The organism is Umezawaea sp. Da 62-37 (assembly GCF_032460545.1).
Taxonomy (GTDB): Bacteria; Actinomycetota; Actinomycetes; order Mycobacteriales; family Pseudonocardiaceae; genus Umezawaea.
The window spans coordinates 10,438,046-10,461,835 of the sequence record NZ_CP135965.1; the positions used below are offsets into that span (position 1 = coordinate 10,438,046).

Genomic DNA, 23,790 nt, shown 5'->3' on the forward strand with positions numbered 1-23,790 from the left:
TGAACAGCCCCCATCCGGACGTTCTCCTGGATGAACACCGAGCAGAGGAGTATCACCGTGACGGAGAAGGCTGTTCTCGCGGGCGGCTGCTTCTGGGGCATGCAGGACCTGTTCCGCCGCCACCCCGGCGTCGTGTCGACCCGTGTCGGCTACACCGGGGACCCCAGCACGCCCGACGCCACGTACCGCCGCCACGGCAACCACGCCGAGGCCATCGAGATCGTGTTCGACCCCGCGCAGCTGACCTACCGGCAGGTCCTGGAGTTCTTCTTCCAGATCCACGACCCGTCGACCCGCAACCGCCAGGGCAACGACATCGGCGCAGGCTACCGGTCGGCGATCTTCTACGAGACCGATGAGCAGAAGCAGGTGGCCGAGGCGACCATCGCCGATGTCGACGCCTCCGGCAAGTGGCCCGCCAAGGTCGTGACCGAGGTGGCCCAGGCGAGTGCGTTCTGGGAGGCCGAGCCCGAGCACCAGGACTACCTGGAGCACTACCCGAACGGCTACACGTGCCACTACGTGCGGCCGGAGTGGCAGCTCGGCGAACGTTGATCAGAGCAGTCGCGTCGCACGCCTGAACCGTGCGCGCGCAGCGGGGGCCGTCCGGTGGACGGCCCCCGCCGCCGTCAGGAACACCCGTGGCGGGCGATCACGGCTTCGCGGCCGCCTCGATCACCGCGAGGTCGCGCACCGCGTAGCGGTGGTGCTCGGCCTCCTCCTTCAGCACGACCTTGAGGCAGCGCCGCACGACGTACTCCTGGTCCGGGTACGGTTCCGCCGGTTTGCGGCCGCAGACCCGGTCGAGTTCGGCCGTGGTGAGCCCGTCGACGACACGGCGCATCGCGGCCATGCGGGCGAGCCGCGGCGCGAGCACCTCGTCGAGCGTCGGGGTGGCGTCGAGGGTGAGCCCGAGCTTCTCGGCCACGTCGCGGGGCATCCCGCCGTAGGGGAAGCCCAACGGGTGGTAGGGCGCTTCCTCCTCGAGCACGGCGCTGCCGAGCCAGGCGTCGCTCGCGAGCAGCAGGTGCCGTTGGGTCTCGACGAACGACCACTCGCCGTCGACCTGTTCGTGTTGCGCGGACTCGGGTAGCAGCCGCACCCGGTCGAACGTGGCGCTCCACCGGGCCTCGACGGCGTTCCAGGCGGCCTGGTAGTCCTCGGGGGAGGTGGCGTCCCGCGCCAGCGCCCGCGCGGGGTGCAGGCGGTCGAGTTCGGCCTCGACGTAGGCGGTCACGTCGACGTCGTGGACGACGACGCGCTCGAAGGCACCACCGATGCGCACGTCGCCGCCGTAGCAGTCGACGATCTTCAGGCCGGTCACCTCGCAGTCGCGGATCTCGAGGCCGGTGAGGTCGCTCAGGTGGATGCGAGCACCGCGCAACCGGTCGTTCTTGGTGTACTCGGAAGCCATCGGGACAGTCTCGCCCACCCGCCTCTAGGCTGGCGGGATGGGGTGGAATCTCGGTGGGCTCATCGCGGAGCACGACGTGCCGGGCGCGCAGGTCGCCGTGCTGGCCGACGGGAGGGTCCAGGACGAGGCCGCGGGTGTGCTGAACCTGCGCACACGGGTCGAGGTCACGACCGACTCGGTGTTCAAGATCGGCTCGATCACCAAGATCTGGACGGCCACGCTGATCCGGCAACTGGTGGACGACGGTGTGCTGGACCTCGACCACCCCGTTCGCGAGTACCTGCCGGGCTTTCGGCTCGGCGACCCGGACGCCACGGCGTCCCTGACCGCCCGCCACCTGCTCACCCACACCGGCGGCGTCGACGGCAACCACTTCACCGACACCGGCCGCGACGACGGCGCGATCGGCAGGTTCGTCGCCACCCTCGCCGACGCCGACCACCTCCTCCCACCGGGCACGGTCTTCTCGTACTCCAACAGCGGGTTCGTGCTGCTCGGCAGACTGGTGGAGGTGTTGCGCGACAAGCCGTTCCACGACGTGCTCCGCGAGCGGCTGGCGACACCGCTGGGTCTCGACACCGTTTCCACCACGGCGGACGAGGCGATCCTGCACCGCGCCGCGGTCGGCCACGTCCACGCGGACGGCGGGCTCGTCCCCACCACGAAGTGGGCGGCCTCCTACTGCACCGCGCCCAGCGGCTCGCACCTCGCGATGAGCGCACGCGACCTGCTGGAGTTCGTCCGCCCGCACCTCACCGTCCACGGGCTCGCGACGCTGCGCGAACCCCAGCTCGACTCCGTCCCCGACTTCGGCGGCGGCGTCCTGGGGTGGGGTCTCGGCTGGATGCTCTACCGCGACGGGGTCGTGGGCCACACCGGCGTCTCCAAGGGGCAGAAGGCCTTCCTGCGCGTCGCGCCGTCGGCGGGCGTGGCGGTGGCCGTGCTGACCAACAGCGCCGGCGGCGATCCGCTGGCCCACGAGGTCCTCCGCACAGTGCTCCGGGACCTCGCCGACGTCGAGACGACCCCACCACCCGTGCCGCCCGCCGACCCCCTCCCGATCGACGCGGACCGCGTGTGCGGCACCTACCGCACCACCCTGTACGACGTCACCCTGAGCACCGAGCACGACCGCGCGTTCCTGACCCGCCGCCCCCGCACCGCGTTCGCCGAGTCCTCCCTCGGCAAACCCGAGGACCGCGTCGAGGTCGTCCGCCTCCACGACACCGCGGTCATCGCCACCGAACCGAAGACGAGCGGCCACCAGGTCTGGTCCCTGATCGGCTCCGACGAGCACGGCCGCGCCCGCTTCCTGCACAACGGCGCCGCCGCCTACCGCGTCGGCTGACGCGCACCGCGCACGCGGGACCGGGATTCGGGAGCACCACTGGGAAGGGGCGGCGGCGTGGGGGAGCAGAAGGATCGGATGCTGCGGGGCGACTGGTACCTCGACGAACCCGATCTGGCCGAGGAACGGCGGCGCTGTTGGCGAACGCTCGACCGGTTCAACGCCACCGGTGCGGACGACGACCTCGAACGCCGCCGGATCCTGGACGACCTGCTCGCCGGGTTCGGCCCCGGCGCGTCCGTCCTGCCGCGTTTCCAGTGCAGCTACGGCTCGCTGATCACCATCGGCGCCGGCAGCTTCGTCAACAACGACGCCATCTTCATGGACGACGCCCCGATCACGATCGGCGACGACGTCCGGATCGGCTCACGAGCGCAGTTGCTCACCGCACTGCATCCCGTGGAGGACCACGAACGACGTCGTGCCGGCTGGGAACGGCCCGCCCCGATCGCGATCGGCGACAACACCTGGCTCGGCGGCGGCGTGATCGTCTGCCCTGGCGTGACCATCGGCCACAACACGGTGATCGGCGCGGGCAGCGTGGTCATCCGCGACCTGCCGGACCACGTGTTCGCCGCGGGCAACCCGGCACGGGTTGTCCGGGGGCTCTGACCCGTCGTCGCTCGGGCGGGTCAGAGCCGACCATGATCGGACTGACCGGCGACCCGGACCGCGTGCTCACCCTCGGCAAGCTCCTGCTCGTCATGTGATCGCCGGTCGGGAGCTGCACGACACCCCCGGCGTGGCACCGGGTCAGGACGACGTGAAGGCGCGGAGGAAGCGGTCGAGCACGGCGCGGTCGCCGTCCAGCGCCAAGGTCCCGTCCGCGACGGCCGTGTCCGGTGGGCTTCCCGCGCACAGCGCCACGAAGGTGTCGACGTCGCACTCCACCGTCAGGGAGGGCTTCAGCGGGGCGGGGCCGAAGCGCAGGTCCACTCCGTCGTCGCCCGCGTGGAGCCACATGGTCTCCGAGTCGACGCGCAGTTCCACCGTGGCGTCGATCGCCGTCAGGAGCGCGTGGTCGGCGCTCGCCAGCATGCCCTGCATCGCCCAGGACCCGCGCATCTCCAGTTCGACGTCCGGGTCGGGTTCGAGTCGCAGCCCCCACCCGCCGAGCTGACCCGGGATGGGGCGCAGTTCCTCGCCAGGAGCTGATCCCGATCCTGCTGGCCCTCTACCAGTGGGGCGACCGGTGGGTGGTCGACGAACCGGCTGTCGGCTTCCGGCACGAGTGCGGCGCGGAGTTGCTCGTCCGGCACGTCTGCGCGGGCTGCGGCGAGTCCGTCGTGCCGGGCTCGATCACCACCGAGGCCCGATCGGCCCCGACTACCTGACCCGGTCGGCGCAGCCTCCTGGCGAAACCGTTGCGGTGCAAGCCTTCTGACCTGTTCGTCGGGGTGCCGGTGGACCTCGCCGGGGTGCGGTGCGCGGGGCGGCGGTCGGGCAGGCTAGTTTGCGCGGGTGAGTCTCCTCGACGACGTGGCCGAACGCGACGGCTGGCGCTGCTGGGTGTGCGACGAGCCGGTCGACCCCGACATGTCGGTGAACGACTCGCGGGGCCCCAGCGTCGACAGCCGGACCACCGACCGGAAGGCCAAGCTGGCCGAACGGCTCGCGCACCGCGGGTGCAACACCCGCAAGGGCGCGGTCAAGGTGGTCATCGCCTGGCCGGAGCGCCTGCACGTGGTCGAACCCGCGCCGCTGATCACCGTCGCCGGGCGGCTGGAGCGCAAGGGCGGCCGCGAGATGGTCGGCCGCTGTCCGACCAGGAAGGACGCGCAGGAGGCGGCCGACTGGTTGGTGGACCGGTTCTCCCGGTTGGCGCCGGGCCTGCCCGTGACCGCCGCCGTCGAGCCGGGTGGCGGTCAGTTCCTCGTCATCCTGGCCACCGGCCGCCGCTGACGGGTTCCGTCGGGCGCGGGTTCGTCGCCCGCGGTGGTAGAGCGGACTCCACCATGAGGACGCCCCTTGCCTGCACTGATTTCCACAAGATCCATTCCTAGCCTTTGGGCATGACCTCGAACCACACCGACGGCTCCGGCCGCGCCCCCTCCAACCGCTGGCAGGCGCTGGTCCAGCGCTTCCCGCTGATCACGTTCTTCACCCTCGCCAACGGCATCAGCTGGCTGGTCTGGGTGCCCTACATCCTGTCGCTCGACGGGTTCGGCGTCCTGCACTTCCGCTACCCGGACCTCCTGGTGGGCAACCAGCTCACCGCCATCCTGCCCGGCGCGTACCTCGGCCCGCTGACCGCCGCGTTCACGGTCACGGCGATCACCGAGGGCCGCGAGGGGCTGCGGCGGTGGCGCAGGCGGCTGTTCCAGTTCCGGGCCGGTGTCGCGTGGTACGCGTTCGCGCTGCTCGCCGTCCCGATCGCGGTCCTGCTCGGCACGGTGGCGGCGTTCGGCGAGGAGGCCGTCCGGGTGCCCTCGATCATGGTGCTGGCGGTCTACGTGCCGATGCTGGTGCTCCAGTTCTTCACCACCGGGCTCGCCGAGGAGCCGGGCTGGCGCGACTTCGCGCTGAGCCGCCTCCAGCAGCGCCACCAGCCGATGGTCGCGACGTTCGTCCTCGGCGTCCTGTGGATCATCTGGCACCTGCCCCTGTTCCTCACCCCGTGGGCGGGCCCCGACGTGACCCCGGTGACGGTCGTGCGGTTCGCCATCATGGCGATGGAGATGAGCTTCCTGATCACCCTGGTCTACAACAAGGGGCGTCAGAGCCTGCCGCTGGTCATGCTGCTGCACTGCTCGATCAACAACTTCCAGTCCGTCGCCTTCTCCGAGTTCTTCCCCGGCACCGACGACACCCTGCTCTGGGGCCCCGTGCTCGGCCTCGGCACGCTGAGCGTCATCGTCATCGTCGCCACGAAGGGGAAGCTGGGCTACACCGCGCCCGTCACCGGTCCGGTCGAGGTGAAGACCCGAGCCGTCGCGTGAGCCGCGCGGCCGGTCGGGGCCCTGATGCGGTGACGCCGGGCATGGACCTCGATCCGCGGGGTATCCGCAGCTCATGACACCTTCGACGACTCGTCCCCTCGCCCTGGTGACCGGCGCGTCCAGCGGCATCGGTCTGGAACTGGCCAAGCAGCTCGCCGAGAACGGCTACGACCTGGTGGTCAACGCCGAGGACGAGCGGCTCGACCGCGCCGCCGCGGCGCTCGACGCCGGGAGCGACGCCTCGGTGCTGCCGGTTCGCGCCGACCTGCGCACCGCGGCCGGTGTGGCCCGCCTCCACGACGCGGTGCGGGCCACCGGTCGTCCGCTGGAGGTCGCCGCGCTCAACGCGGGCGTCGGGCGCGGGGGCGCGTTCCTCGACATCGACGTGGACGACGAGATCGGGATCATCGAGCTGAACGTCATCTCGACCGTGCGGCTGGCCAAGCTGGTGCTCACCGACATGGCCGCGCGCAAGGAGGGGCGGGTGCTGGTGACCTCGTCGATCGCCTCGACGATGCCGGGGACCTACCAGGCCGTCTACAACGCGTCGAAGTCGTTCCTCCAGTCGTTCACCGAGGCCGTGGCCGAGGAGTTGCGCGATTCCGGTGTCACCGTCACCGCGCTGATGCCCGGTCCCACCGAGACCGACTTCTTCCACCGCGCGGACATGGACGACACGGCGGTCGGCACGTCGGGCAAGGACGACCCGGCTCAGGTGGCCGGACAGGGCCTGAAGGCGATGGAGGCGGGCGACGGGAAGGTCGTCGCGGGCTCGGTGTCGACGAAGGCGAGCGGAGTGGCCAACGCGGTGCTGCCCGACACCGTGAAGGCCGTGATCCACAAGTTCATGGCCCGCCCCGGATCCGCCGACTGAGTTCCGTGAACGTGCGGTGCGGAGGGTCAGGTGACGCGGTGGTGGAGGCGGACCGCGGTGCCGTCGGCGGAGGCGTGGATCTGGAGGAGGTCGCAGAGCTGGCGCGCCACCCACAGGCCGTGGCCGCGGGGGTGCGCCGGATCGGGTGGCAGGTAACCGGCGTACCAGTCGACGGTGGGGTCGGCGCCGTGGTCGGTGATGTCGCAGACAACCCGGTCCCCCGCGCGCCGGAGGGCGATCCGCCCGCTGCCTCCGCCGTGCTGGACGGTGTTGGTGGCGACCTCGTTGACCGCGATGACGAAACCGTCGATCCTGGTGGGCGACATCCCCAGCGCCGCGGCGGTGGTCTCGGCGAAACCGCGCACCGCCGCCAGGTCCCCCGCGAACCGCAGGACGGTACCGGGGTCCCGCCCGGTGTCCGTTGACCGGTGGTCCCCGCTGTCGAACAGGCCGGGGGCCACGAACGCCGGACTGGGTTCGGCGAGCGGCCCGGTCACCACGTCCGGGTGGGTGCGGCGGACGTCGTCCACGACCGCGGCCGGCACCGCTCTGGTGTCGTAGGGGCAGACGATCCAGGCGGCGGAGTCGGCGAAGGCCAGGTTGATGATCGACTCGTACCGCGTCCACTCCGCGGTCTCCAGGACGTCGCGGCCGTGCCACACCGGCTCGCCGACGATGCGGATCCGCCGCCGCCCGTCCGAGCGCTCGTCCACGTAGCGGTGGTACGCCGCGAGGGTCCGGCCGGGAGCGTCGTACCAGGCGGTCGAGTCGACGAACTCGACCCGGTGGGCGTCGGCGCCGAGGCTGTCGCGGAGGTGGCCGATGTTGGCGGTCGTGGTCACGGCCAGGACGACGTCGTCCCGGTCGAGGCCTTCCCGGCAGAACGGCGCGGTGCCCGCCAGGAACTGCTCGTCGGTGCCGTACACCAGACCCTGGTGGTCCAGCCGTCGTGTGCGCTGGGCACTTGTCACGTCGTCGCTCCGTCCGCGACCAGGGTCAGGCCGGGAGCGCGGTCCCAGCCGACCAGTCGGACCACGTGGCACAGCGCGGGCGCCAGGTGCTCGATCCGCAGCCTGCGCCCACCCCCCAGGTGGGCGGCGGTGTCCGCCAGGTCGCGCAGGCCCGCGACGTCGATGAACCTCAACGCGCTCATGTCCACCACGATGTCCCCCGGCCAGTCGCGAGCCGTGCCCAGTGCCGCTGTGAAGTGCCGCAGCGTGCGGTTGTCGACCATCCCGATCACCCGCAGGCAGTGCCGTCCGGACCGGACGGCCGGAACGAGCCTGAGCAGCGCGCTGCTGTGCAGCGGCGGCTGTTCCACCGACAGCCGGTGGCACCGGTCGAGCGCGTCCAGCCGGTCAGGGGGGAACAGGCGCGCGTCGTACTGGCAGATCGCCGACGCCCGCCCCTCCCGGAACACCGCGTCGACGGCGCGTTCGTACTCGTCCAGTTCCTCGGCGCCGGGAATTCCCCGCAGCGCCCAGCTCATCTCCCCGCAGACGCGGAGGCCGCCGAAACCGGCCGCCACGCCCGCGTCGACCTCGCGCCGCAGCGCGTCGACCATGGCACTGCTGCTGAACCGGCCGGAGGCGAGGTACGACTCGTCGGCGGTCACCACGCTCAACTGCCCTCGGGCCACCGCCGAACCGGTGTCGACCCCGGCGGCCTCCAGCCAGCCGAGCACGGTCGCGGGCGCCTGCCGGTCGGCGAAGTGCAGCACCCTGTGCCCGTCCGCCACACCCGCCGACAGGTACTCGGTGACGACCCTGCGCTGCTCCGCGTCGTCGGCGAACGACAGGCACGCGTGGCCGCCCAGCCCCACGTCCCCGACCTGGCGCTCCCGGACTCCGGTCGTGGTCACCGCCGCCTCGCGGGTGGACACCACGTCGTCCGGCCCGTACGGGACACGGCCTTCTTCGCCGATGCCACCGGCTCCACCCCCACGTCGACTGCGGTTCACACGTCCGTGTCGTCAGGTGACCGGCCCACGAGCGGATTCCGAGTGGACCGCCGTGACCGGACGCCTGCCGCCACGCCGCAGTGCACCGCCATCGTAGTACCGGAGGAGCGAGTCCGGAACAGGGGAGCCCAGCCGGTAAAGGAAAAGGAAAACACCAGGTCAAGCACGGTTCCGCGGGCTGAACAAGATCCCTAGACTCCCTCGCGCCGGTTGACGAGGCAGGTCTTACCCCTGCCCCCGCCGGCCAAGGACACAGAGGAGTCACTGGGGTGTTCGAGAACAATCTTTCCAGGCGCGGCTTCGTCACGGGCGCGGCGGCCGTGGCCGGTCTCGCGGGCCTGTCGGTCATCGCGCCGGGGCTGGCGGGCGCCGATCCCAAGATCGACGACCAGCACAGCGAGTCCGAGTTCGCGCCGGGTGTCGGCGCGCTGGCGATGATGACGTTCCAGAAGATCGACGGCACGCCCGTCTACTACTGGCGTTCCGACCGCGGCAACACCACCGCCCGCAACTGGCAGGTCACCGCCCCGTTCTACGACGCGCTCGTCGCCTGGATCCGCGACCTGCGGACCCTGTCGGCGGCCTACGGCTCGATCAGCTACATCGTCTCCGCGGGCTTCTACGTGGACAAGGCGGGCCAGCACGGCGCGGGCACCGCGATGGACCTCGACCACGTGCGCTGGTCCGGCGGCAACACCATCTCGCCGCTCGACCAGGCCCACGCCTCGACCACCGCCGCGACCCGCAAGCGCTACTTCGCGACGGAAGCCGTGTGCCGCCGCCGGTTCCGCTACGTGCTCGACGGCTTCTACAACGCCGACCACCACGACCACATCCACTCCGACTTCGGCGGCATGCCGGTCCGGGTGCTCAAGGACTCCGAGGCCGACACCAAGTTCGTGCAGGCCACCTGCAACAACTTCCGCGCCTCGGGCCTCGCGGTCGACGGCATCTGGGGCCCGAACACGCAGACCGCGTTCAACGGCCTCAAGACCGCGCTGGCCGTGACGGGCGACCCGCACACCAGCACCGCGGTGTGGCAGGCCATGTTGTCGAAGATCGCGACCAAGGGCTTCGCGAACCAGAACATCTGATCCGCGTCGTCCACCCCGGCGGTGGCAGGGCTGTCGGCCCTGCCACCGCCGGGGTGTCGGTGCGGTCGTCGCGTCAGAACTGGAGCGACCAGCCGTTGATCCGGCCGGTGTCCTGCGCGGCGACGTCCCGGACGCGGAGCTTCCAGACGCCGTTGGCGACCTCGCCCGAGGCATCGACCGGGTAGGTCGCGACCACGTCGTCCGCGCTGTCGCTGCCGGACGTCTTGACCCGGAACGCGGTGCCGTCCGGCGCGACCAGGTCGATCACCAGGTCGCCGCGGTAGGTGTGGGTGATGTCGACGCCGACGGCCAGGGTGGCCGGGGCGTTGCCCGTGACGCCGGAGACGGTGATCGGGCTCTCGACCGTGCTCAGGTCGGGGATCGCCACGTCGGCGGTGTTCTCGAACTTCGGGCCGGGCGGCGGGGTCTGCACCTGGGCGAGCGTCCACAGGGCGTGGGCGATGGCGTCGGTGTTGCGGTCCAGCGCCGGGACGTCGATGTTCGCCGTCGTGTCGCACGAGCGGTGGTAGCAGCGGTCGAACGCGACACCCGAGGTGCCGCCCCACTTCGCGGCCTGCGCCGCCGTCTTGACGACCTCGGCACCGGAGAACGTGCCGCCGGTGGCGATCCCCGCGCGGGCGAACGCGGCGTGGTCGGAACGGCCGCCGACCTCGGTCAGCTCGGTCTGGACGCCGATCGACGTGTAGTAGTCGACCAGCATCTGCTGCACGGCCACGGAGCCCGCGGGCTGGCTGGCCCCCGCGTAGACGAAGTAGCCGGGGTTCGGCGAGCCGGTCATGTCGAAGTTCAGGTAGGTCTTGATCTTCGCCTTCTCGGCCGCGGCCAACGAGTTCACGTAGAACGTGGACCCGATCAGCCCGAGCTCCTCGGCGCCCCACCAGCCGAACCGCAGGTGCCGCTGCGGCTGGAACTGCTGCGCGGCAACGGTGAGCGCGACCTCCAGGATGCCGGAGGACCCGGTGCCGTTGTCGTTGATGCCCGGACCGGCCGTGACGCTGTCCAGGTGACCGCCGACCATCAGGACGCTGTCCGGGTCGCCGCCGGGCCAGTCGGCGATCAGGTTCCACCCGGTCGCGCCGCTGGACGTGAACTGCTGCAAGGACGTCTGGAACCCGGCCGCGTCCAGCTGGGCCTTCACGTAGTCGACCGACGCGCGGTGGCCGGGCCTGCCGTGCGCCCGGTTGCCGCTGTTGGCCGTCGCGATCGCCTGGAGGTCGTCGAGACGCGCTTGGACGGCGGCCACCGGGATGTCCGGGGCCGCGAGCACGGCGGGCGCCGCCGTCGCCGCGGGCGGACTGAGCAGGGTTCCGGCGAGCAGCAGGGCGCTCGCCAGCGACAGGGTGGTCTTCTTCGAGAACAAGGCTGCCTCCGCAGGGATTGGGAAAGCCCTCTCGAGCTTGCGGGTCGGGGCCGCCGAGCGGTAGCGGCGTTCGTCGTGGGGCGTTCGGCGGGTCAGGTCTTCGTGGTGTTCTCGGAGGCTTCAGTGTTGAATGAAATCAAGCCGGGTGGAGAGCTTGGAAGTGCCGGTCGCCGGGGAAGCGGCTAGCGCGGTAGCTCGGCCGACGCCCGTGGGCGTGCGGGAGAACAGGTCGGCGCGGCGCAGGCATCGGCGTGCCGCCGAGTGGCACGCGATCGGCGGCTTCGGTGAGCACTAGTGTCCGACTTCCAGGCCCGGTCGCGGTGTGCTTCGCGGGCGGCGAGTCCGAGAGGGGCAAGGGCGCATGGCCGATGTCGTCTTCCGTCGTGGTCGGGTCGTGGATCCGGGGTCCGGTCATGACGCGGTCGCGGACGTGCACATCAGGGACGGTCGCGTCGAGGCGGTCGGTGACGCGATCGGGCCGGTCGAGGGCGCGACCGAGATCGACGTGGCGGGGCTCGTGGTCGGGCCGGGGTTCGTGGACCTGCACAGCCACGTGCACTCCGTGGCGGGGCACCGGTTGCAGGCGTTGGACGGTGTCACGACGGCCCTGGACCTGGAGGCGGGGCTCATGCCGTTGCGGCGCGGGTACGCCGACGCGGCGGCGGAGGGGCGTCCGTTGAACTACGGGTTCTCGGCGTCGTGGACCGGTGCGCGGGCGCGGGTGCTGGCGGGGATCGAGCCCGACGCGAGCCGTGGCGGGATGCTGTCCGTCCTCGGGGTGCCCGCGTGGCAGGCGACGTCCACACCGGAGCAGTTGGGCCGGTGGCTGGGTGTGCTGGAGGAGGAACTGGCCGACGGCGGGTTGGGCATCGGGGTGCTGATGGGGTACGCCCCGTACTCGGATCCGGCGGAGTTCCTCGCGGTGGCCCGGTTGGCCGCGCGCGCGGGCGTGCCCACGTTCACCCACGTGCGGGAGATCGTGGAGGCGGACCCGTCGATCCCGGTCGACGGGTCCGAGGAGATCGCGGTGGTGGCGGCCGAGACGGGGGCCGCGATGCACCACTGCCACGTGAACAGCACCTCCCGGCGGCACGTGGACCGGGTGCTGGCGACGCTGGACCGGGCGCGGGCGGGCGGGTCGCGGGTGACGGTGGAGGCCTACCCCTACGGTGCGGGCAGCACCGGGATCGGCGCGTACTTCCCCGAACCGGAGCGGCTCGCGAGGTGGGGCATGACCCCGGCGAACATCACGATCCTGCGGACCGGCGAGCGGGTCGCCGACGAGGCGAGGCTGCGGGAGCTGCGCGCCACCGATCCGGGGGCGGCGTGCGTCCTGGAGTACCTGGACGAGGAGAAGGTAGTCGACCGGGAGCTGCTGCTGCACTCGTTGGCGTTCCCCGACTCGATCGTGGCCAGCGACGCGATGCCGGTGGTGTGGCCCGACGGGACCAGCGAGAGCCGTGCGTGGCCCCTGCCCGCGGGTGGGAGCACGCATCCGAGGACGGCGGGCACGTTCGCGAAGTCGTTGCGCCTCATGGTCCGCGAGACGGCGACCTGGACGTGGTCGGAGGCGTTCCGCCGGTGCTCCTACCTCCCGGCCAGGGTTCTGGACGACGTGGCGCCCGCGATGCGGTCGAAGGGGAGGCTCGCGCCGGGCTCGGACGCCGACGTCGTCGTGCTGGAGCCGGGGTCGATCACCGACAACGCCACCTACTTCGACTCGACGCGCCCCTCGACCGGGGTCCGGCACCTCGTGGTGGGCGGCACCCCGGTGGTGCGCGACGGCGTGCTCGACACGACGGCGTTCCCCGGCAGGGCGGTGCGGGGCGAACCCCGGTGAGCACCACCGGCGCGCTGCCGGACCCGGTCACGTCGGCACCGACCCGGTGGCTGATGCCGTGGCGGAGGCCCTGACCCGCGCCGTCGGGTCACGACGTGTCCCGGTCGCGGTGGCCGACGAGGGCCAGCACGTAGCGGGTGTACTCGTCGGCCAGTTCCCGGGCGGTGTAGGCGGGCATGACGTCGGCCATGACCTCGGCGTAACCGTCGGCGGGCCGGTCCCACGACCGGTCGGGCGCCCGGTACCAGGACGCCACCCGGATGCCCATCCCGGCGATCGCGGCGACGGCGAGGTGCGGCTTGTCGCAGGCGAAGTCGCCGGTGGCGTTGCCGCGCTCGACGATCGAGAGGACCAGTTCGACCGCCTGCTTGCGCAGCTGGCTGACCTTGTGCAGCGACGGGCCCGACAGCACGTGCAGGTCGTTGTGCCCCACGGTGGCCAGCAACGGGTAGTCGGCGTGGAAGGTGACGTAGGCGCCGATGACGTCGGCCAGCGTCCTGGCCGGGTGCGGATCGGCCGCCAGCAGGGCGTCGCGCAGCCGGTGGGCGATCTCCTCGTTGGCCACCGAGACCACGCGGTGGAACAGCTCCTCCTTGGACGGGTAGTGGGCGTAGACCGAACTCGCCTTGACGTCCATGGCCGCGGCCAGGTCCCGCACCGAGACCCCGTGGTAGCCGCGGGCCGCGAACAGCTCCACGGCGGTGCACAGCAGACGGCCGTGGGCGCCGGGCGGGAGTGCGCGCTCGGGCAGCAGCGCGAGGTCGACGCGACCTGCCTGCTCGGACCGCGCCGTCGACTTCGGCACTTCAGCCTCCTGTAACGGTCGTCCCAACCGCGATCGGCTTGGAAAACAGAACCATTGCACCACAGCATTTTTTCGCTGACGATGTCGACCCGACCCTTGACCTTGCCTGTAACAAACGTTACAACTGGCGCATCGCGAACGGGCCTCGGCCCGATCGGTCGAACGATCGGGGACGCCATGCCTGACTTCACGAGGACCACCCACGCCTTCCACGACCTGCTGGACCGCTCCGGCGGCGGGGCGAGCCTGGTCGTCCACCACGACGGGGAGGTCGCCGTCGACCTGCACGGCGGCTCGGACGCCCACGACCGGCCGTGGACGGCGGACACGCTGGTGATGTGCCAGAGCACCACCAAGGGCGTCATGGCCACGGCGGTGCACGCGCTGGTCGACGACGGGCTCCTCGACGTGGACGCCCCCGTCGCCCGGTACTGGCCAGAATTCGCCCGCGCGGGGAAAGCGGGTGTGCTCGTCCGCCACGTGCTCGGCCACTCCGCCGGACTGCAGAAGATGCGGAAGCGGACGGCATCGCTGGACGAGGTCTTCGACTACGACCACCAGGTCCGCGCGCTCGAAGCGCAGGCGCCCGCCTACGAGCCGGGCAGCGCCAACGGCTACCACGCCCTCACCTACGGCTGGCTCACCGGCGAACTGGTGCGGCGGGCGTCCGGCCGCCCCATCGCCCGGTACGTCACCGACGCCCTGGGCGTCCCGCTCGGCGTGGAGGACGGGCTGTTCATCGGCTGCCCACCGGAGCGGCGGCACCGCGTGGCACCCACCCGCTTCCGGTTCGGACCGCTGCCGACCGGCACCCTCCCCGCCCGCTCCAAGGAGCTGACCCGCGACCCGCGGGCGATGGACGTCCCCGTCCCCGCGATCGGCGGGTTCTTCACGGCGCGGGCGCTCGCGGCCGTGTACGCGATGTTGGCAGGCGGCGGCACCCTGAACGGGCGCGGGATCCTCGACCGGGCGGTGGTGGAACGGGCGACCACCGTGCAGAGCACCCGGCGGGACGGCACGCTCCACCTCGCCATGGACTGGCGGTTGGGCTACCACGGGATGCGGGCGCGCGGGGCGGGCATGGTGCCCGGCGCCTTCGGCCACACCGGTTTCGGCGGTTCCGCCGCGTGGGCCGACCCGTCGCGGGGGTTGGCCGCGGCCTTCACCTGCGACACCAGCCGCTCGCCGCTGGACCGGCGCGTCCCGACGATCTTCGCCGCCCTGATCGCCGACCTCGACCGGTAGCCCCGACCGCCGACCGGAAGGTTCCGCCATGCCACTCGACCCGTCCACGGCGGTCGTGCTCCGCGCGCTGGAAGCCGCGGGCGCCTCGGCGCTGGGCAGCGGCACGCCGGAGTCCGCCAGGGCGCACGCCCGCGCCCGCCGGGGCCCTGCTGCCCCGATCGGGGTCGCGGGCACCGAGGACACGAGCATCCCCGGCCCGGCAGGGGATCTCGCCGTCCGGATCTACCGTCCGGTGGTCGCGAACCCCGTTCCCACGGTCGTGTACTTCCACGGCGGTGGCTTCGTGATCGGCGACCTCGACTCCCACGACGACCACTGCCGGCTGATCTGCCGCGACGTGGACGCCGTCGTCATGTCGGTGGAGTACCGCCTCGCCCCGGAGGCGCGCTTCCCCGAGCCGTTGCTGGACGCCCTCGCCGCGACGCGGTGGGCGGCGGCCGGCATCTCCCGGCTGGGGGCCGACCCCGCGCGTCTCGCCGTGGCGGGCGACAGCGCGGGCGGCAACCTGGCCGCCGCCGTCGCGTCGGCCCTGGCCGGGTCGTCGATCCGGTTGGCCGCGCAGATGCTCGCCTACCCCAAGACCGACTTCTCCGACCACCCGTACCCCTCCCGCGTCGAAAACGCGGAGGGGTACTACCTGACGGCCACGATGGAGCGGTGGTTCTCCGACCACTACCTCGGCTCCGGGAGCCGTTCCGACCCCCGTGCGTCGGTGGTCCTCGCCGAACCGCACCGGGACCTCGCGCCCGCGGTGATCGGCGTCGGCCAGTACGACCTGCTGCGCGACGAGGTCCTGGCCTACGCCGCCGGGCTGGAAGCGGCGGGTGTGCCGGTCTCCGCGCACTGCTTCGACGGCCTGGTGCACGGGTTCTTCGGGATGACCACGCTGTCGGACGCGGCCGCGCGGGCGGTCGCCGCGATGAACCGCGACCTCCGTGAGCTGCTGCACGTGGTCCGACCGGAGATGGCTCCGGGACTGTCCACTGTGGTCGGTGATGCCGCAGCCCCGCGGCGGGACGGCGACATGACGAGTTGAGGGGTCCGATCCGTTGCGCGAATCGGCGTTTTATGGCTCCCCCCAAGGGGCGATACGGTCGATTTCATGGAGTGGAACTTCCAGTCGGCCGAGGAACTCGTGGCCGCTTTGCGCGCCGGTGAAGTGACCTCGGTGGAACTGACCGAAGAGGCGATCGCCCGCATCGAGCGGGACGACAAGGTGATCAACGCGATCTGCGTGCGGGACTTCGACCGCGCGCGGGCCGCGGCGCGCGGTGCCGACGAGGCGCGTGCGCGTGGCGAGGATCGGCCGCTGCTCGGTGTTCCGGTGACGGTCAAGGAGTCCTACGACGTCGCCGGGCTGCCCACGACCTGGGGCATGCCGGAGCACCGGGACCACGTGCCCGCGGAGGACGCGGTGCAGGTGTCGCGGCTCAAGGCGGCGGGCGCGGTGGTGCTGGGCAAGACCAACGTGCCCCTGGGGTTGCAGGACATCCAGAGCTTCAACGAGATCCACGGCACGACCAACAACCCGTGGGACCGCGCTCGCACGTCGGGTGGCTCCTCCGGCGGATCGGCGGCGGCGCTGGCGTCCGGATTCGGCGCGCTGTCCATCGGCTCCGACCTCGCCGGTTCGCTGCGCACCCCCGCGCACTTCTGCGGCGTCCACGCGCACAAGCCGTCACTCGGGCTGGTGGCGACCCGCGGCATGGTCGCGCCGACCACGCAGGCGCTGCCGGTCGACCTCGACCTCGCCGTCGTCGGCCCGATGGCGCGCACCGCCCGCGATCTCGCGCTCCTGCTCGACGTCATGGCCGGGCCGGACCCGCTGACGCTGGGCAAAGCGCACACCCTGGCCCTGCCGCCCGCACGCCACCGGCGGTTGGGCGACTTCCGGGTCCTGGTCGTCGAGGAGCATCCGCTGATCCCGACTGGGTCTGCCGTGCGGGCGGGCGTGAACCGGGTGGCCGACGCGCTCGTCGACGGCGGCGCCCGCGTGGAACGGCACAGCCCGCTGCTGCCCGATCTGGCCGAAGCCGGGACGCTCTACACGCAGTTGCTGTTCTCGGGCTCCGTCGCGCGTTTTCCCGTTGAGGCCTACGAGCGGCTGCGGACCCGCGCCGCCGCACTGGGCGCGGACGACCGGAGCCTGGACGCGGCGCGGCTGCGGGGGATGGTGTTCAGCCACCGCGACTGGATCGCGGCCGACCACCGCCGCGAACTCCACCGCCACGGCTGGCGGCAGCTCTTCGTCGAGTTCGACGCCGTGGTGTGCCCGATCACGCCGACTCCCGCGTTCCCGCACGACCACCACCCCGATCTGCTGGGGCGCCGGATCGACATCGACGGCGTCGGGTACCCGTACTTCGACCAGCTCGTCTGGGCGGGTCTGGCCACCATGCCCGGCCTGCCCGCCACCGCCATCCCGACGGGCCTGTCCCCGGATGGCCTGCCGGTGGGGGTGCAGCTCATCGGCCCGATGTTCGAGGATCGAACCCCGCTGCGGCTGGCCGAACTGCTCGAGCGGAGGATCGGGGGCTTCCAGGCGCCGAGGTAGCACCACCGCTCCCAGCCGACCGGCAGGCCCACCGGACCAAAGCCCTTCAGCCCCACCGCTCCCGGAAGCGGTGGGGCTGAAGGGCTTGTCATGGGCGCTCCCGCGGAAGCCGGACCACGAAGCGGGCGCCGCCGGCGGGGGAGTTGTCGGCCGTCAGCGATCCGCCGTGCAGGTGCGCGTTCTCCCAGGCGATGGCCAGTCCCAATCCGCTGCCCTCCGACCGGGCCCGCGCCGAGTCGGCCTTGTAGAAGCGTTCGAACACGTGCGGCAGCACCTCGTCGGGCAGGCCGGGGCCGGAATCGGTCACCGTGATGACCACCTCGGAGGCCGACGACGCCAGTTCGACGGTCACCGGGGCCGCGCCGTGCTGGAGGGCGTTGCCGACGAGGTTCGCCACCACCACGTCGAGCCTGCGGCGGTCCACTTCGGACACGACGTCGTCGGGCAGGTCGGTGTCGACCCGGCCTGTCCAGCCGCGGGCTTGCAACGTCGAGGCCACCATCCCGCCGACGTCCACCGCCTCCGGTCGCAGCGCGACCACCCCGGCGTCGAACCTGGAGATCTCGACCAGGTCCTCGACCAGCCGCCGCAGTCTGCGCGTCTCGCCGCTGACCATCCCGGCGGCGATCGCGACGTCCCCGGTCAGCGCCAGCGCCTCGTCGTCCAGGACCTCGGCGACAGCCGTCATGGCGGTCAGCGGGGTGCGCAGCTCGTGGGAGACGTCGGCGACGAACCTGCGCGCGTTCTCCTCCATCCGGCGCAGCTCGGCCACGTTCCGCTCGAGTTCGGCGGTCATGGTGTTGAACGACCGCGCCAGGTCCGTCAGCTCGTCCGAGCCGCGCACGGCCAACCGGGTGTCGAGGTGGCCGTCGGTGACCCGGAGAGCGGCCGCCCGCAGGTCCCGGACCGGGCGCAGCACACCGCGCGCGGCGAGGAGCGCCAGCAGGACCGGGGGCACCAGCGCGAGCAGCAGCGCCATCCACGCGAGCGCGGGCAGCCGGTCGAGGACACCCCGCTGCGCCGCCAGGCTTTGGGCCCGGTACACCTCGTAGCCGGAAATCCTCGCCGTCGTGCTCCGCAACCCGGTCCCGACGAAGGCGTACGGGCGACCCTCCCGGTCCGCCAGCTCGGTCAGCTCGGCCTGGTTCGGCGGGTGGTCGGGCGCGGTCTGCCGGAACAGGTCGACCCGCAGATCCCCGGTCAGCGCGATCTCCGCGCTCTGGAACACGAGGGCGCGCGTCATCAGGTAGCCCGCCAGGGCCACACCCGACGCGGTGAGGACCGCCACCACCACGAACGCGGCCACCAACCGCGAACGCAACCCGAGCGCCCTCACACCGGACCGAACCGGTAGCCGAAGCCGCGGACGGTCCGCACGAACACCGGCGCGGACGGGGTGTCCTCGATCTTGAGCCTCAACCGCTGGACGCAGGCGTCGACCAGCCGCGAGTCGCCGAGGTGGTCGTGCTCCCACACCGACCGCAGCAGCTGGTCCCTCGACAGCACCTGCCCCGGCGACCCGGACAGCTCCAGCAGCAGCCGCAGCCCGGTCGGCGTCAGACCGATCCGGACGCCGCCCTTGCGCACGGTCAACGCCGCCCGGTCGACCACCAGGTCGCCGAAGGTCGTCACGCTCCTGGTCGTGTCGCGCCCGCCGCGCCGGAGCACGGCGCGCAGCCGGGCGTCCAGGACCCTCGGCTCGACCGGCTTGACCACGTAGTCGTCCGCGCCCGCTTCCAGGCCGCCGACCACGTCGAAGTCGTCGCCGCGAGCGGTGAGCACGACCACCGGGACGTCACCCAGCGCGCGCACCCTCCGGCAGACCTCGAACCCGTCGATCCCCGGCAGCACCAGGTCGAGGACCACGATGTCCGGCGGCGCCTCCCGCAGCAGCGCCAACCCGTCTTCGCCGTTGGCGGCCGAAGCCATCACATGGCCTTGGCGGCGCAGTGCGAACTCCAGGCTGTTCCGGACGGCCCGGTCGTCTTCTACCAGCAGTACTTTGGCCACGGTGGCGAGTATGGGGGCGGATCCGGACCGCGAACCGGGGTCGGCGCGGTCTGTGGCGAAACCATGACATGACCCGGACACGACCGGGACGCGCGCTGCCGGTGGTGGGCGGCACGCGAACACCCACCCACGCCGAATTCCTTGCCGCACGGCGCTTTCCGGGCCTGGACGGCCTGCGCGCGGTGGCCGCGGCAGTTGGTCGCGCTGTTCCACTCCGGCGGGCCGGACGTCCTCCAGGGGTGGATCGGCGCGCACCTGTTCTTCGTGCTCTCCGGCTTCCCGATCACCACGCTGCTGCTGCGCGAACACCAGCGCACCGGACGGGTGTCGTTGCCGGAGTTCTGCCTGCGCCGCGCTTTCCGGATCCTGCCGGTGCACCTGCTCGTGCCCGCGCTGACGGTGGTCGGCTGCCTGCCGGCGGGCACGGCGTCAAGGACTGCGGAGCGACGCGGTGGTGGGCGCGGCCCCGTCCGGCGCCTGATCACCGGCGGGTGATCGGGCGCCGGACGGGGCGTGGTTCACCCGATGATCAGGCTGTCCAGGTTCGCGCCGTTGGACCCGGTGGTGGTGGCGCGGATCCTCACCGGGTTCCCGGCGGGGAGCGCGGCGGTGAGGCGGGCGGTTCCCCAGGTCGTCCACGATCCGGTGGAGGGGAAGGACAGCGTGCCGACGGCCGTGCCGTCGACCGAGATCGCCAACGGCCGGTCGGTCGCCGCGCCGTTGGCGTAGCGGAAGCCGAGCGCGCGGGTTCCGGCCGCGGGCACGGTCACCGCCCACTCGACGAAGTCGCCGCTGGCGTTGGAGCAGTCGACGTAGCCGCCGCCGGTGTAGCCCGCGTGCCGCGAGTCGATCACCGCGCCGCCGAGGGTGGCGTCCTCGGCCTCGTGGACGGTCCTGTCCGACGGGACGGGGAACGCCGCCCCGCTCGGTTCCACGGTCGCCGCGACGCCGCCGCCGGTCACCACGGCGATCACGGGCGTCACCACCGAGAGGATCTTCCTCGCGGGGTCCCAGACCTGGCCGCCGCCGTTGAGCACGGCCGCCGACTCACCGGTGAACGCGGGCAGCGGGGCGCCGCCGCCGACGCGCATCCCCACGGGTGCGGTCAGACCGCGGAACCGGACGACGTAGCGGCGTGCGGTCGGCGCGCCCCGGTAGGTGCCCACCGGGTGGCCGATCACCACCCGCCTCGCCGAGTCGGTGTAGGTCAGTTCCGTGGTCGACGCCGCGGAGCCGACGCGGAACTCCTCGGTCACGCCGTCGTCCTCGTAGACGGTGAACGAGCCGTCCTTGCCGGAGTAGACGTCCATCTCCAGCTGCGCCTTGTCCAGGAACGCGGTGCTCTGCGCATACTTGTACCGCGGCAGGACGCTGCCCGCCTTGACGTACATGATGATCTCGCCGGTCCTCGTGGCGTAGGCCTTGTCGGCGGTGTCCGAGCCCGTGCTCCTGGCGTCGGACCAGAAGTTGTACCAGGTCTCCCCGGCGGGCAGCCACACGTTCTGGACCGCCCCGTCCACGTCGGTGGTGACGGGCATGACGACGATCGACGGCCCCCACATGTACTGGAGGTCGTGGGAATAGGCGTTGGCGTTGTGCTGGTGGTCGACCACCATCGCCCTGGCCATCGGCATGCCGGTCGCGTGGGCGGCGTGGGCGATGGTGTAGACGTAGGGCATCGACGTGTAGCGGACCTTGCTGTACTTCAGGAAATCGGCCCGCTCCGCGGCGCCCTGGTCGATGGGCCAGCGGGACGCGGCCGTGCCCAGCGCCGCGGTGTCGCCCGTCGAGTGCGGCCGCCAGATCGGTGACGTGCTCGCCCAGGCCGCGACCCAGTTGCGGTAGAAGGCGCCGGAGAGCACGCCGCCGAAGAAGCCGCCCGCGTCGATGTTGGAGTACGGGAAGCCGCCGAGGCCCGAGTTCTGCATCCCCCGGATCTGCTCCCGCATCTCCGCGTAGGTCGAGTCGATGTCGCCGGTCCAGAGGTGGCCGTGGCGCTGCTGGCCCGCGGTGGCGCCGCGGGTGAAGGTCGACGGGCGCCGGGTGGTGCCGACGGCCCGGTCCCAGCCCTCCTGGCCGATTCCCTTGTGGCAGTGGTAGAAGAACGCGTTGCGCAGTTCCGACCAGCGCTGGCCGTTGGCGGCGAGCGCGTTGTACGGGATGGGGCCCATCTCGTCGGGCTCGTCGATCCACAGCGCGTCGCCGGGGAAGCCGAGGGCGGGGTCGAGCGCCTTGGTCCAGAAGACGCGCCAGAGCCAAGCGCGGGTCGCCGGGTTGCTCCAGTCCGGGACGGCGTCGCTGTCGCTGACGCCGGTCAGGTCGGCCGCGGCGAAGCTGTAGCCCGGCGGGGGACCGGCCAGCCAGCCCGCCATCTCGTTGGAGTTGTTGCGGTTGTAGTCCAGCGTGGTGAGCACGCCGTTCTCGTCGGCCCACTTCTTGAAGCCCGCGGGATCTGGCCACCGCACCGGGCTGAACTCGAACCAGGACCCGCTCCAGTTCCCGGAGCCCGCCCGCCAGCGGTTGTCGTGCACCTGCACGTCGAAGGGGAAACCCGCGTTCCGCAGCGCGGTGATCCTGGTCGTCCACCAGTTCTGGTCGCTCACACCGGGGAAGTTCTTGTCCGACAGCTGCAAGCCGAACACGCCGATCCGCGGGAAGCGCGGCCGACCGGTCAGGCGGGTGTAGCGGTCGAGCAGCTTCGCGAACTCCGGGCCCTCGATGACGAAGTAGTCGATCTGCGGCTGGGCGCCCGTCGTGCCGTGGCCGTCGGCGGAGAACTCGTACCCGCCGCCGCCGCCGAAGCTGAACGCGGTGTCGAAGGTGGTGTTGAAGAAGACCGCGTAGCCCTTGGACGACAGGTAGAGCGGCACGATCGCCGGCGCCTGGTCCGCGTGGTCGCCGCGGGCGCCGTAGTTGTGCGACACGACCTCGGAGGTCCGGTCGATCCTCGGGGCTCGCCCGTAGAGGCCGTGGCCGCCCTTGACGAAGCGCTCGTCGCTCGCGGCGGGCGCGAACGCCTGCGTGACCACGCTCCCGTTCCAGCTCATGCTGTGCGCGGCGTCCTCCCCGGCGAGCGGGGTGTGGTCGCTCCCGCGGCGGTACTCGAGGCGCAGGGGGTTCTTCCGCAGGACGATCTCGACGCCGTCGGCGGCCGCGGTAGTGATCGTGAGGCTGTCGCCGCCGTCCACGACGCGCAGCGTCCCGCCCATGCCCGCGTGGTTCGCGGGATCGACCATCTCGTAGCGGTCGTCGGCGAAGGGGGTCTCGCCGCCGCGGACCGCGCGCACCCTGACGACGTGGTCGCCGTAGGCGGTGATGGTGAGGTGCTGCCCCGTGGTGCTCGTCGCCGTCAGGGTGCGGCCGTCGCTGCTGTGGCTGCCGTAGTCCGTCAACGTCTCGACCGCCGACGCGCCGGCGGGGACCACCTGTGCGCCCACTCCGGCGACCGTGCCGACCGTCATGCCCGCCACCTTGAGGAAGTCGCGACGAGTTGGCTGCCTTGGGGACATCCGCTTCTCCTTGCCGTCCGGGCTGGATGTCGGGAGGCGGCGGGACGACCGACTTCCCCACGCTTGCGGCAGCACCCGCACGTTGTCAACAGAAAGCAACGAAACCAGACATTTTGCGACAAGACCGGTAGCCCACGTCCGGGTGACGGATCGCGGTTCCGGAATAGACGCGGCATCGGGATTGTTGCGCCAGGACATGTCGGACGAAACTGTGGAACTCAGTCCCACCTCGTGGGTGCAGGACCAGACGAAGAAGATCCTGGAGACGGGGACCACCGAGGGGATCCTGGTCGTCGGAGCGCCGATCGTGCTGCTGACGCTGCGCGGTGCGAAGAGCGGCGCGTTGCGCTACACACCGGTGATGCGGGTGGAGCACGACGGCAGCTACGCGGTCGTGGCGTCCAAGGGCGGCGCCGCCGAGCACCCGACCTGGTACCACAACATCAAGGCGCATCCCGAGTTCGCGTTGCAGGACGGGACCGTGAAGAAGACCTACGCCGCGCGCGAGGTCGAGGGCGACGAGCGGGCCGAGTGGTGGGAGCGCGCTGTCGCGGCCTTCCCGTCCTACGCCGAGTACCAGACGAAGACCGATCGGCTGATCCCGGTGTTCGTGCTGGAGCCGAAGCAGGACGCCTGATCGGGTAGCGGGAGCCGCCCTCGCGATTCTGCGCGGGGCGGCTCCCGCACCGCAATTCACGGTCCGAATGGCGCCGGATCGATTGGGTCGACAGGGGAACACCAATCCCCCTGTGAATCGACGACCCCGGCCCGACGATTCGAATTGGCCCATTCGAGTGACCGGCATTCATTCCCGGCC

At 71.8% G+C, this 23,790-nt stretch carries 22 protein-coding genes and 1 pseudogene; 14 read left to right on the plus strand and 9 right to left on the minus strand.

The window, feature by feature from the left end; translation table 11 throughout:
* Positions 1-57 precede the first annotated feature (57 nt).
* A complete protein-coding gene (msrA, locus tag RM788_RS46935; RefSeq protein ID WP_315927501.1) occupies positions 58-555 on the plus strand; it encodes a peptide-methionine (S)-S-oxide reductase MsrA in 498 nt (165 codons plus the stop codon).
* 97 nt (positions 556-652) lie between these two features.
* Here the strand turns inward: msrA and RM788_RS46940 are convergent, their stop codons facing one another.
* Complete coding sequence (locus RM788_RS46940) at positions 653-1,414, minus strand: DinB family protein (RefSeq protein ID WP_315927503.1); 762 nt, start codon at positions 1,412-1,414, stop codon at positions 653-655.
* Positions 1,415-1,451: 37 nt separating this feature from the next.
* Here RM788_RS46940 and RM788_RS46945 point away from each other — a divergent pair, with 37 nt between their 5' ends.
* On the plus strand, positions 1,452-2,762 hold the full coding sequence (locus RM788_RS46945; RefSeq protein ID WP_315927505.1) for a serine hydrolase domain-containing protein: 1,311 nt from the start codon (positions 1,452-1,454) through the stop codon (positions 2,760-2,762).
* A gap of 57 nt (positions 2,763-2,819) precedes the next feature.
* Entirely contained in the window at positions 2,820-3,374 is a 555-nt protein-coding gene (locus RM788_RS46950; protein ID WP_315927506.1) for a sugar O-acetyltransferase, read from the plus strand.
* Positions 3,375-3,515: 141 nt separating this feature from the next.
* On the opposite strand, the gene RM788_RS46955 is transcribed toward RM788_RS46950, so the two are convergent.
* Entirely contained in the window at positions 3,516-3,827 is a 312-nt protein-coding gene (locus tag RM788_RS46955) for an SCP2 sterol-binding domain-containing protein (protein WP_315927508.1), read from the minus strand.
* Positions 3,828-3,958: 131 nt separating this feature from the next.
* Here RM788_RS46955 and RM788_RS46960 point away from each other — a divergent pair, with 131 nt between their 5' ends.
* The 4 genes from RM788_RS46960 (at position 3,959) to RM788_RS46975 (ending at position 6,575) form a co-directional block, all read left to right on the plus strand.
* Positions 3,959-4,096, plus strand: a complete 138-nt coding sequence (locus RM788_RS46960; RefSeq protein ID WP_315927510.1) for a hypothetical protein — start codon at positions 3,959-3,961, stop codon at positions 4,094-4,096.
* Positions 4,097-4,223: 127 nt separating this feature from the next.
* The gene (locus tag RM788_RS46965; RefSeq protein ID WP_315927512.1) at positions 4,224-4,664 is read left to right on the plus strand and encodes a hypothetical protein; all 441 of its coding nucleotides are present in this window, start codon (positions 4,224-4,226) and stop codon (positions 4,662-4,664) included.
* Positions 4,665-4,774: 110 nt separating this feature from the next.
* Positions 4,775-5,701 (plus strand): CPBP family intramembrane glutamic endopeptidase, encoded by a 927-nt coding sequence (locus RM788_RS46970; protein WP_315927514.1) that lies wholly within the window; start codon positions 4,775-4,777, stop codon positions 5,699-5,701.
* A 73-nt stretch (positions 5,702-5,774) separates the two neighbouring features.
* Positions 5,775-6,575: an SDR family NAD(P)-dependent oxidoreductase gene (locus RM788_RS46975; RefSeq protein ID WP_315927517.1), complete on the plus strand. Its 801-nt coding sequence runs from the start codon at positions 5,775-5,777 to the stop codon at positions 6,573-6,575.
* Between the two features lie 26 nt (positions 6,576-6,601).
* Here RM788_RS46975 and RM788_RS46980 read toward each other — a convergent pair whose 3' ends face one another.
* Together RM788_RS46980 and RM788_RS46985 are read right to left on the minus strand one after the other, a co-directional pair.
* Positions 6,602-7,546, minus strand: a complete 945-nt coding sequence (locus RM788_RS46980) for an anti-sigma factor RsbA family regulatory protein (protein WP_315927518.1) — start codon at positions 7,544-7,546, stop codon at positions 6,602-6,604.
* Positions 7,543-8,457 (minus strand): MEDS and STAS domain-containing protein, encoded by a 915-nt coding sequence (locus tag RM788_RS46985; RefSeq protein ID WP_315927519.1) that lies wholly within the window; start codon positions 8,455-8,457, stop codon positions 7,543-7,545. The genes RM788_RS46980 and RM788_RS46985 overlap by 4 nt, the downstream gene beginning before the upstream one ends.
* A gap of 347 nt (positions 8,458-8,804) precedes the next feature.
* On the opposite strand from RM788_RS46985, the gene RM788_RS46990 reads away from it, so the two are divergent.
* Positions 8,805-9,629 (plus strand): extensin family protein, encoded by an 825-nt coding sequence (locus tag RM788_RS46990; RefSeq protein ID WP_315927521.1) that lies wholly within the window; start codon positions 8,805-8,807, stop codon positions 9,627-9,629.
* A 73-nt stretch (positions 9,630-9,702) separates the two neighbouring features.
* Here the strand turns inward: RM788_RS46990 and RM788_RS46995 are convergent, their stop codons facing one another.
* Entirely contained in the window at positions 9,703-11,010 is a 1,308-nt protein-coding gene (locus tag RM788_RS46995) for a M28 family metallopeptidase (RefSeq protein WP_315927522.1), read from the minus strand.
* 361 nt (positions 11,011-11,371) lie between these two features.
* Here RM788_RS46995 and RM788_RS47000 point away from each other — a divergent pair, with 361 nt between their 5' ends.
* On the plus strand, positions 11,372-12,850 hold the full coding sequence (locus tag RM788_RS47000; RefSeq protein ID WP_315927523.1) for an amidohydrolase family protein: 1,479 nt from the start codon (positions 11,372-11,374) through the stop codon (positions 12,848-12,850).
* An 88-nt stretch (positions 12,851-12,938) separates the two neighbouring features.
* On the opposite strand, the gene RM788_RS47005 is transcribed toward RM788_RS47000, so the two are convergent.
* The gene (locus RM788_RS47005; protein WP_315927525.1) at positions 12,939-13,655 is read right to left on the minus strand and encodes a TetR/AcrR family transcriptional regulator; all 717 of its coding nucleotides are present in this window, start codon (positions 13,653-13,655) and stop codon (positions 12,939-12,941) included.
* A 177-nt stretch (positions 13,656-13,832) separates the two neighbouring features.
* Between RM788_RS47005 and RM788_RS47010 the strand changes: the two genes are divergently transcribed.
* The 3 genes from RM788_RS47010 (at position 13,833) to RM788_RS47020 (ending at position 17,454) form a co-directional block, all read left to right on the plus strand.
* Entirely contained in the window at positions 13,833-14,900 is a 1,068-nt protein-coding gene (locus RM788_RS47010) for a serine hydrolase domain-containing protein (protein ID WP_315927527.1), read from the plus strand.
* Between the two features lie 28 nt (positions 14,901-14,928).
* Positions 14,929-15,936: an alpha/beta hydrolase gene (locus RM788_RS47015; RefSeq protein WP_315927528.1), complete on the plus strand. Its 1,008-nt coding sequence runs from the start codon at positions 14,929-14,931 to the stop codon at positions 15,934-15,936.
* A 66-nt stretch (positions 15,937-16,002) separates the two neighbouring features.
* Positions 16,003-17,454: an amidase gene (locus tag RM788_RS47020; protein ID WP_315927529.1), complete on the plus strand. Its 1,452-nt coding sequence runs from the start codon at positions 16,003-16,005 to the stop codon at positions 17,452-17,454.
* Between the two features lie 88 nt (positions 17,455-17,542).
* Here RM788_RS47020 and RM788_RS47025 read toward each other — a convergent pair whose 3' ends face one another.
* Both RM788_RS47025 and RM788_RS47030 read right to left on the minus strand, forming a co-directional pair.
* The gene (locus tag RM788_RS47025; RefSeq protein ID WP_315927531.1) at positions 17,543-18,775 is read right to left on the minus strand and encodes a sensor histidine kinase; all 1,233 of its coding nucleotides are present in this window, start codon (positions 18,773-18,775) and stop codon (positions 17,543-17,545) included.
* Positions 18,776-18,786: 11 nt separating this feature from the next.
* Entirely contained in the window at positions 18,787-19,464 is a 678-nt protein-coding gene (locus tag RM788_RS47030; protein ID WP_315927533.1) for a response regulator, read from the minus strand.
* Positions 19,465-19,532: 68 nt separating this feature from the next.
* On the opposite strand from RM788_RS47030, the pseudogene RM788_RS47035 reads away from it, so the two are divergent.
* Positions 19,533-19,851, plus strand: a pseudogene (locus tag RM788_RS47035) (acyltransferase family protein); the annotation flags it as partial.
* Positions 19,852-19,982: 131 nt separating this feature from the next.
* On the opposite strand, the gene RM788_RS47040 reads toward RM788_RS47035, so the two are convergent.
* Positions 19,983-22,973, minus strand: a complete 2,991-nt coding sequence (locus RM788_RS47040) for a TIM-barrel domain-containing protein (protein WP_315927535.1) — start codon at positions 22,971-22,973, stop codon at positions 19,983-19,985.
* Positions 22,974-23,169: 196 nt separating this feature from the next.
* Between RM788_RS47040 and RM788_RS47045 the strand changes: the two genes are divergently transcribed.
* The gene (locus RM788_RS47045) at positions 23,170-23,610 is read left to right on the plus strand and encodes a nitroreductase family deazaflavin-dependent oxidoreductase (RefSeq protein WP_315927537.1); all 441 of its coding nucleotides are present in this window, start codon (positions 23,170-23,172) and stop codon (positions 23,608-23,610) included.
* The last annotated feature ends 180 nt before the right edge of the window (positions 23,611-23,790 follow it).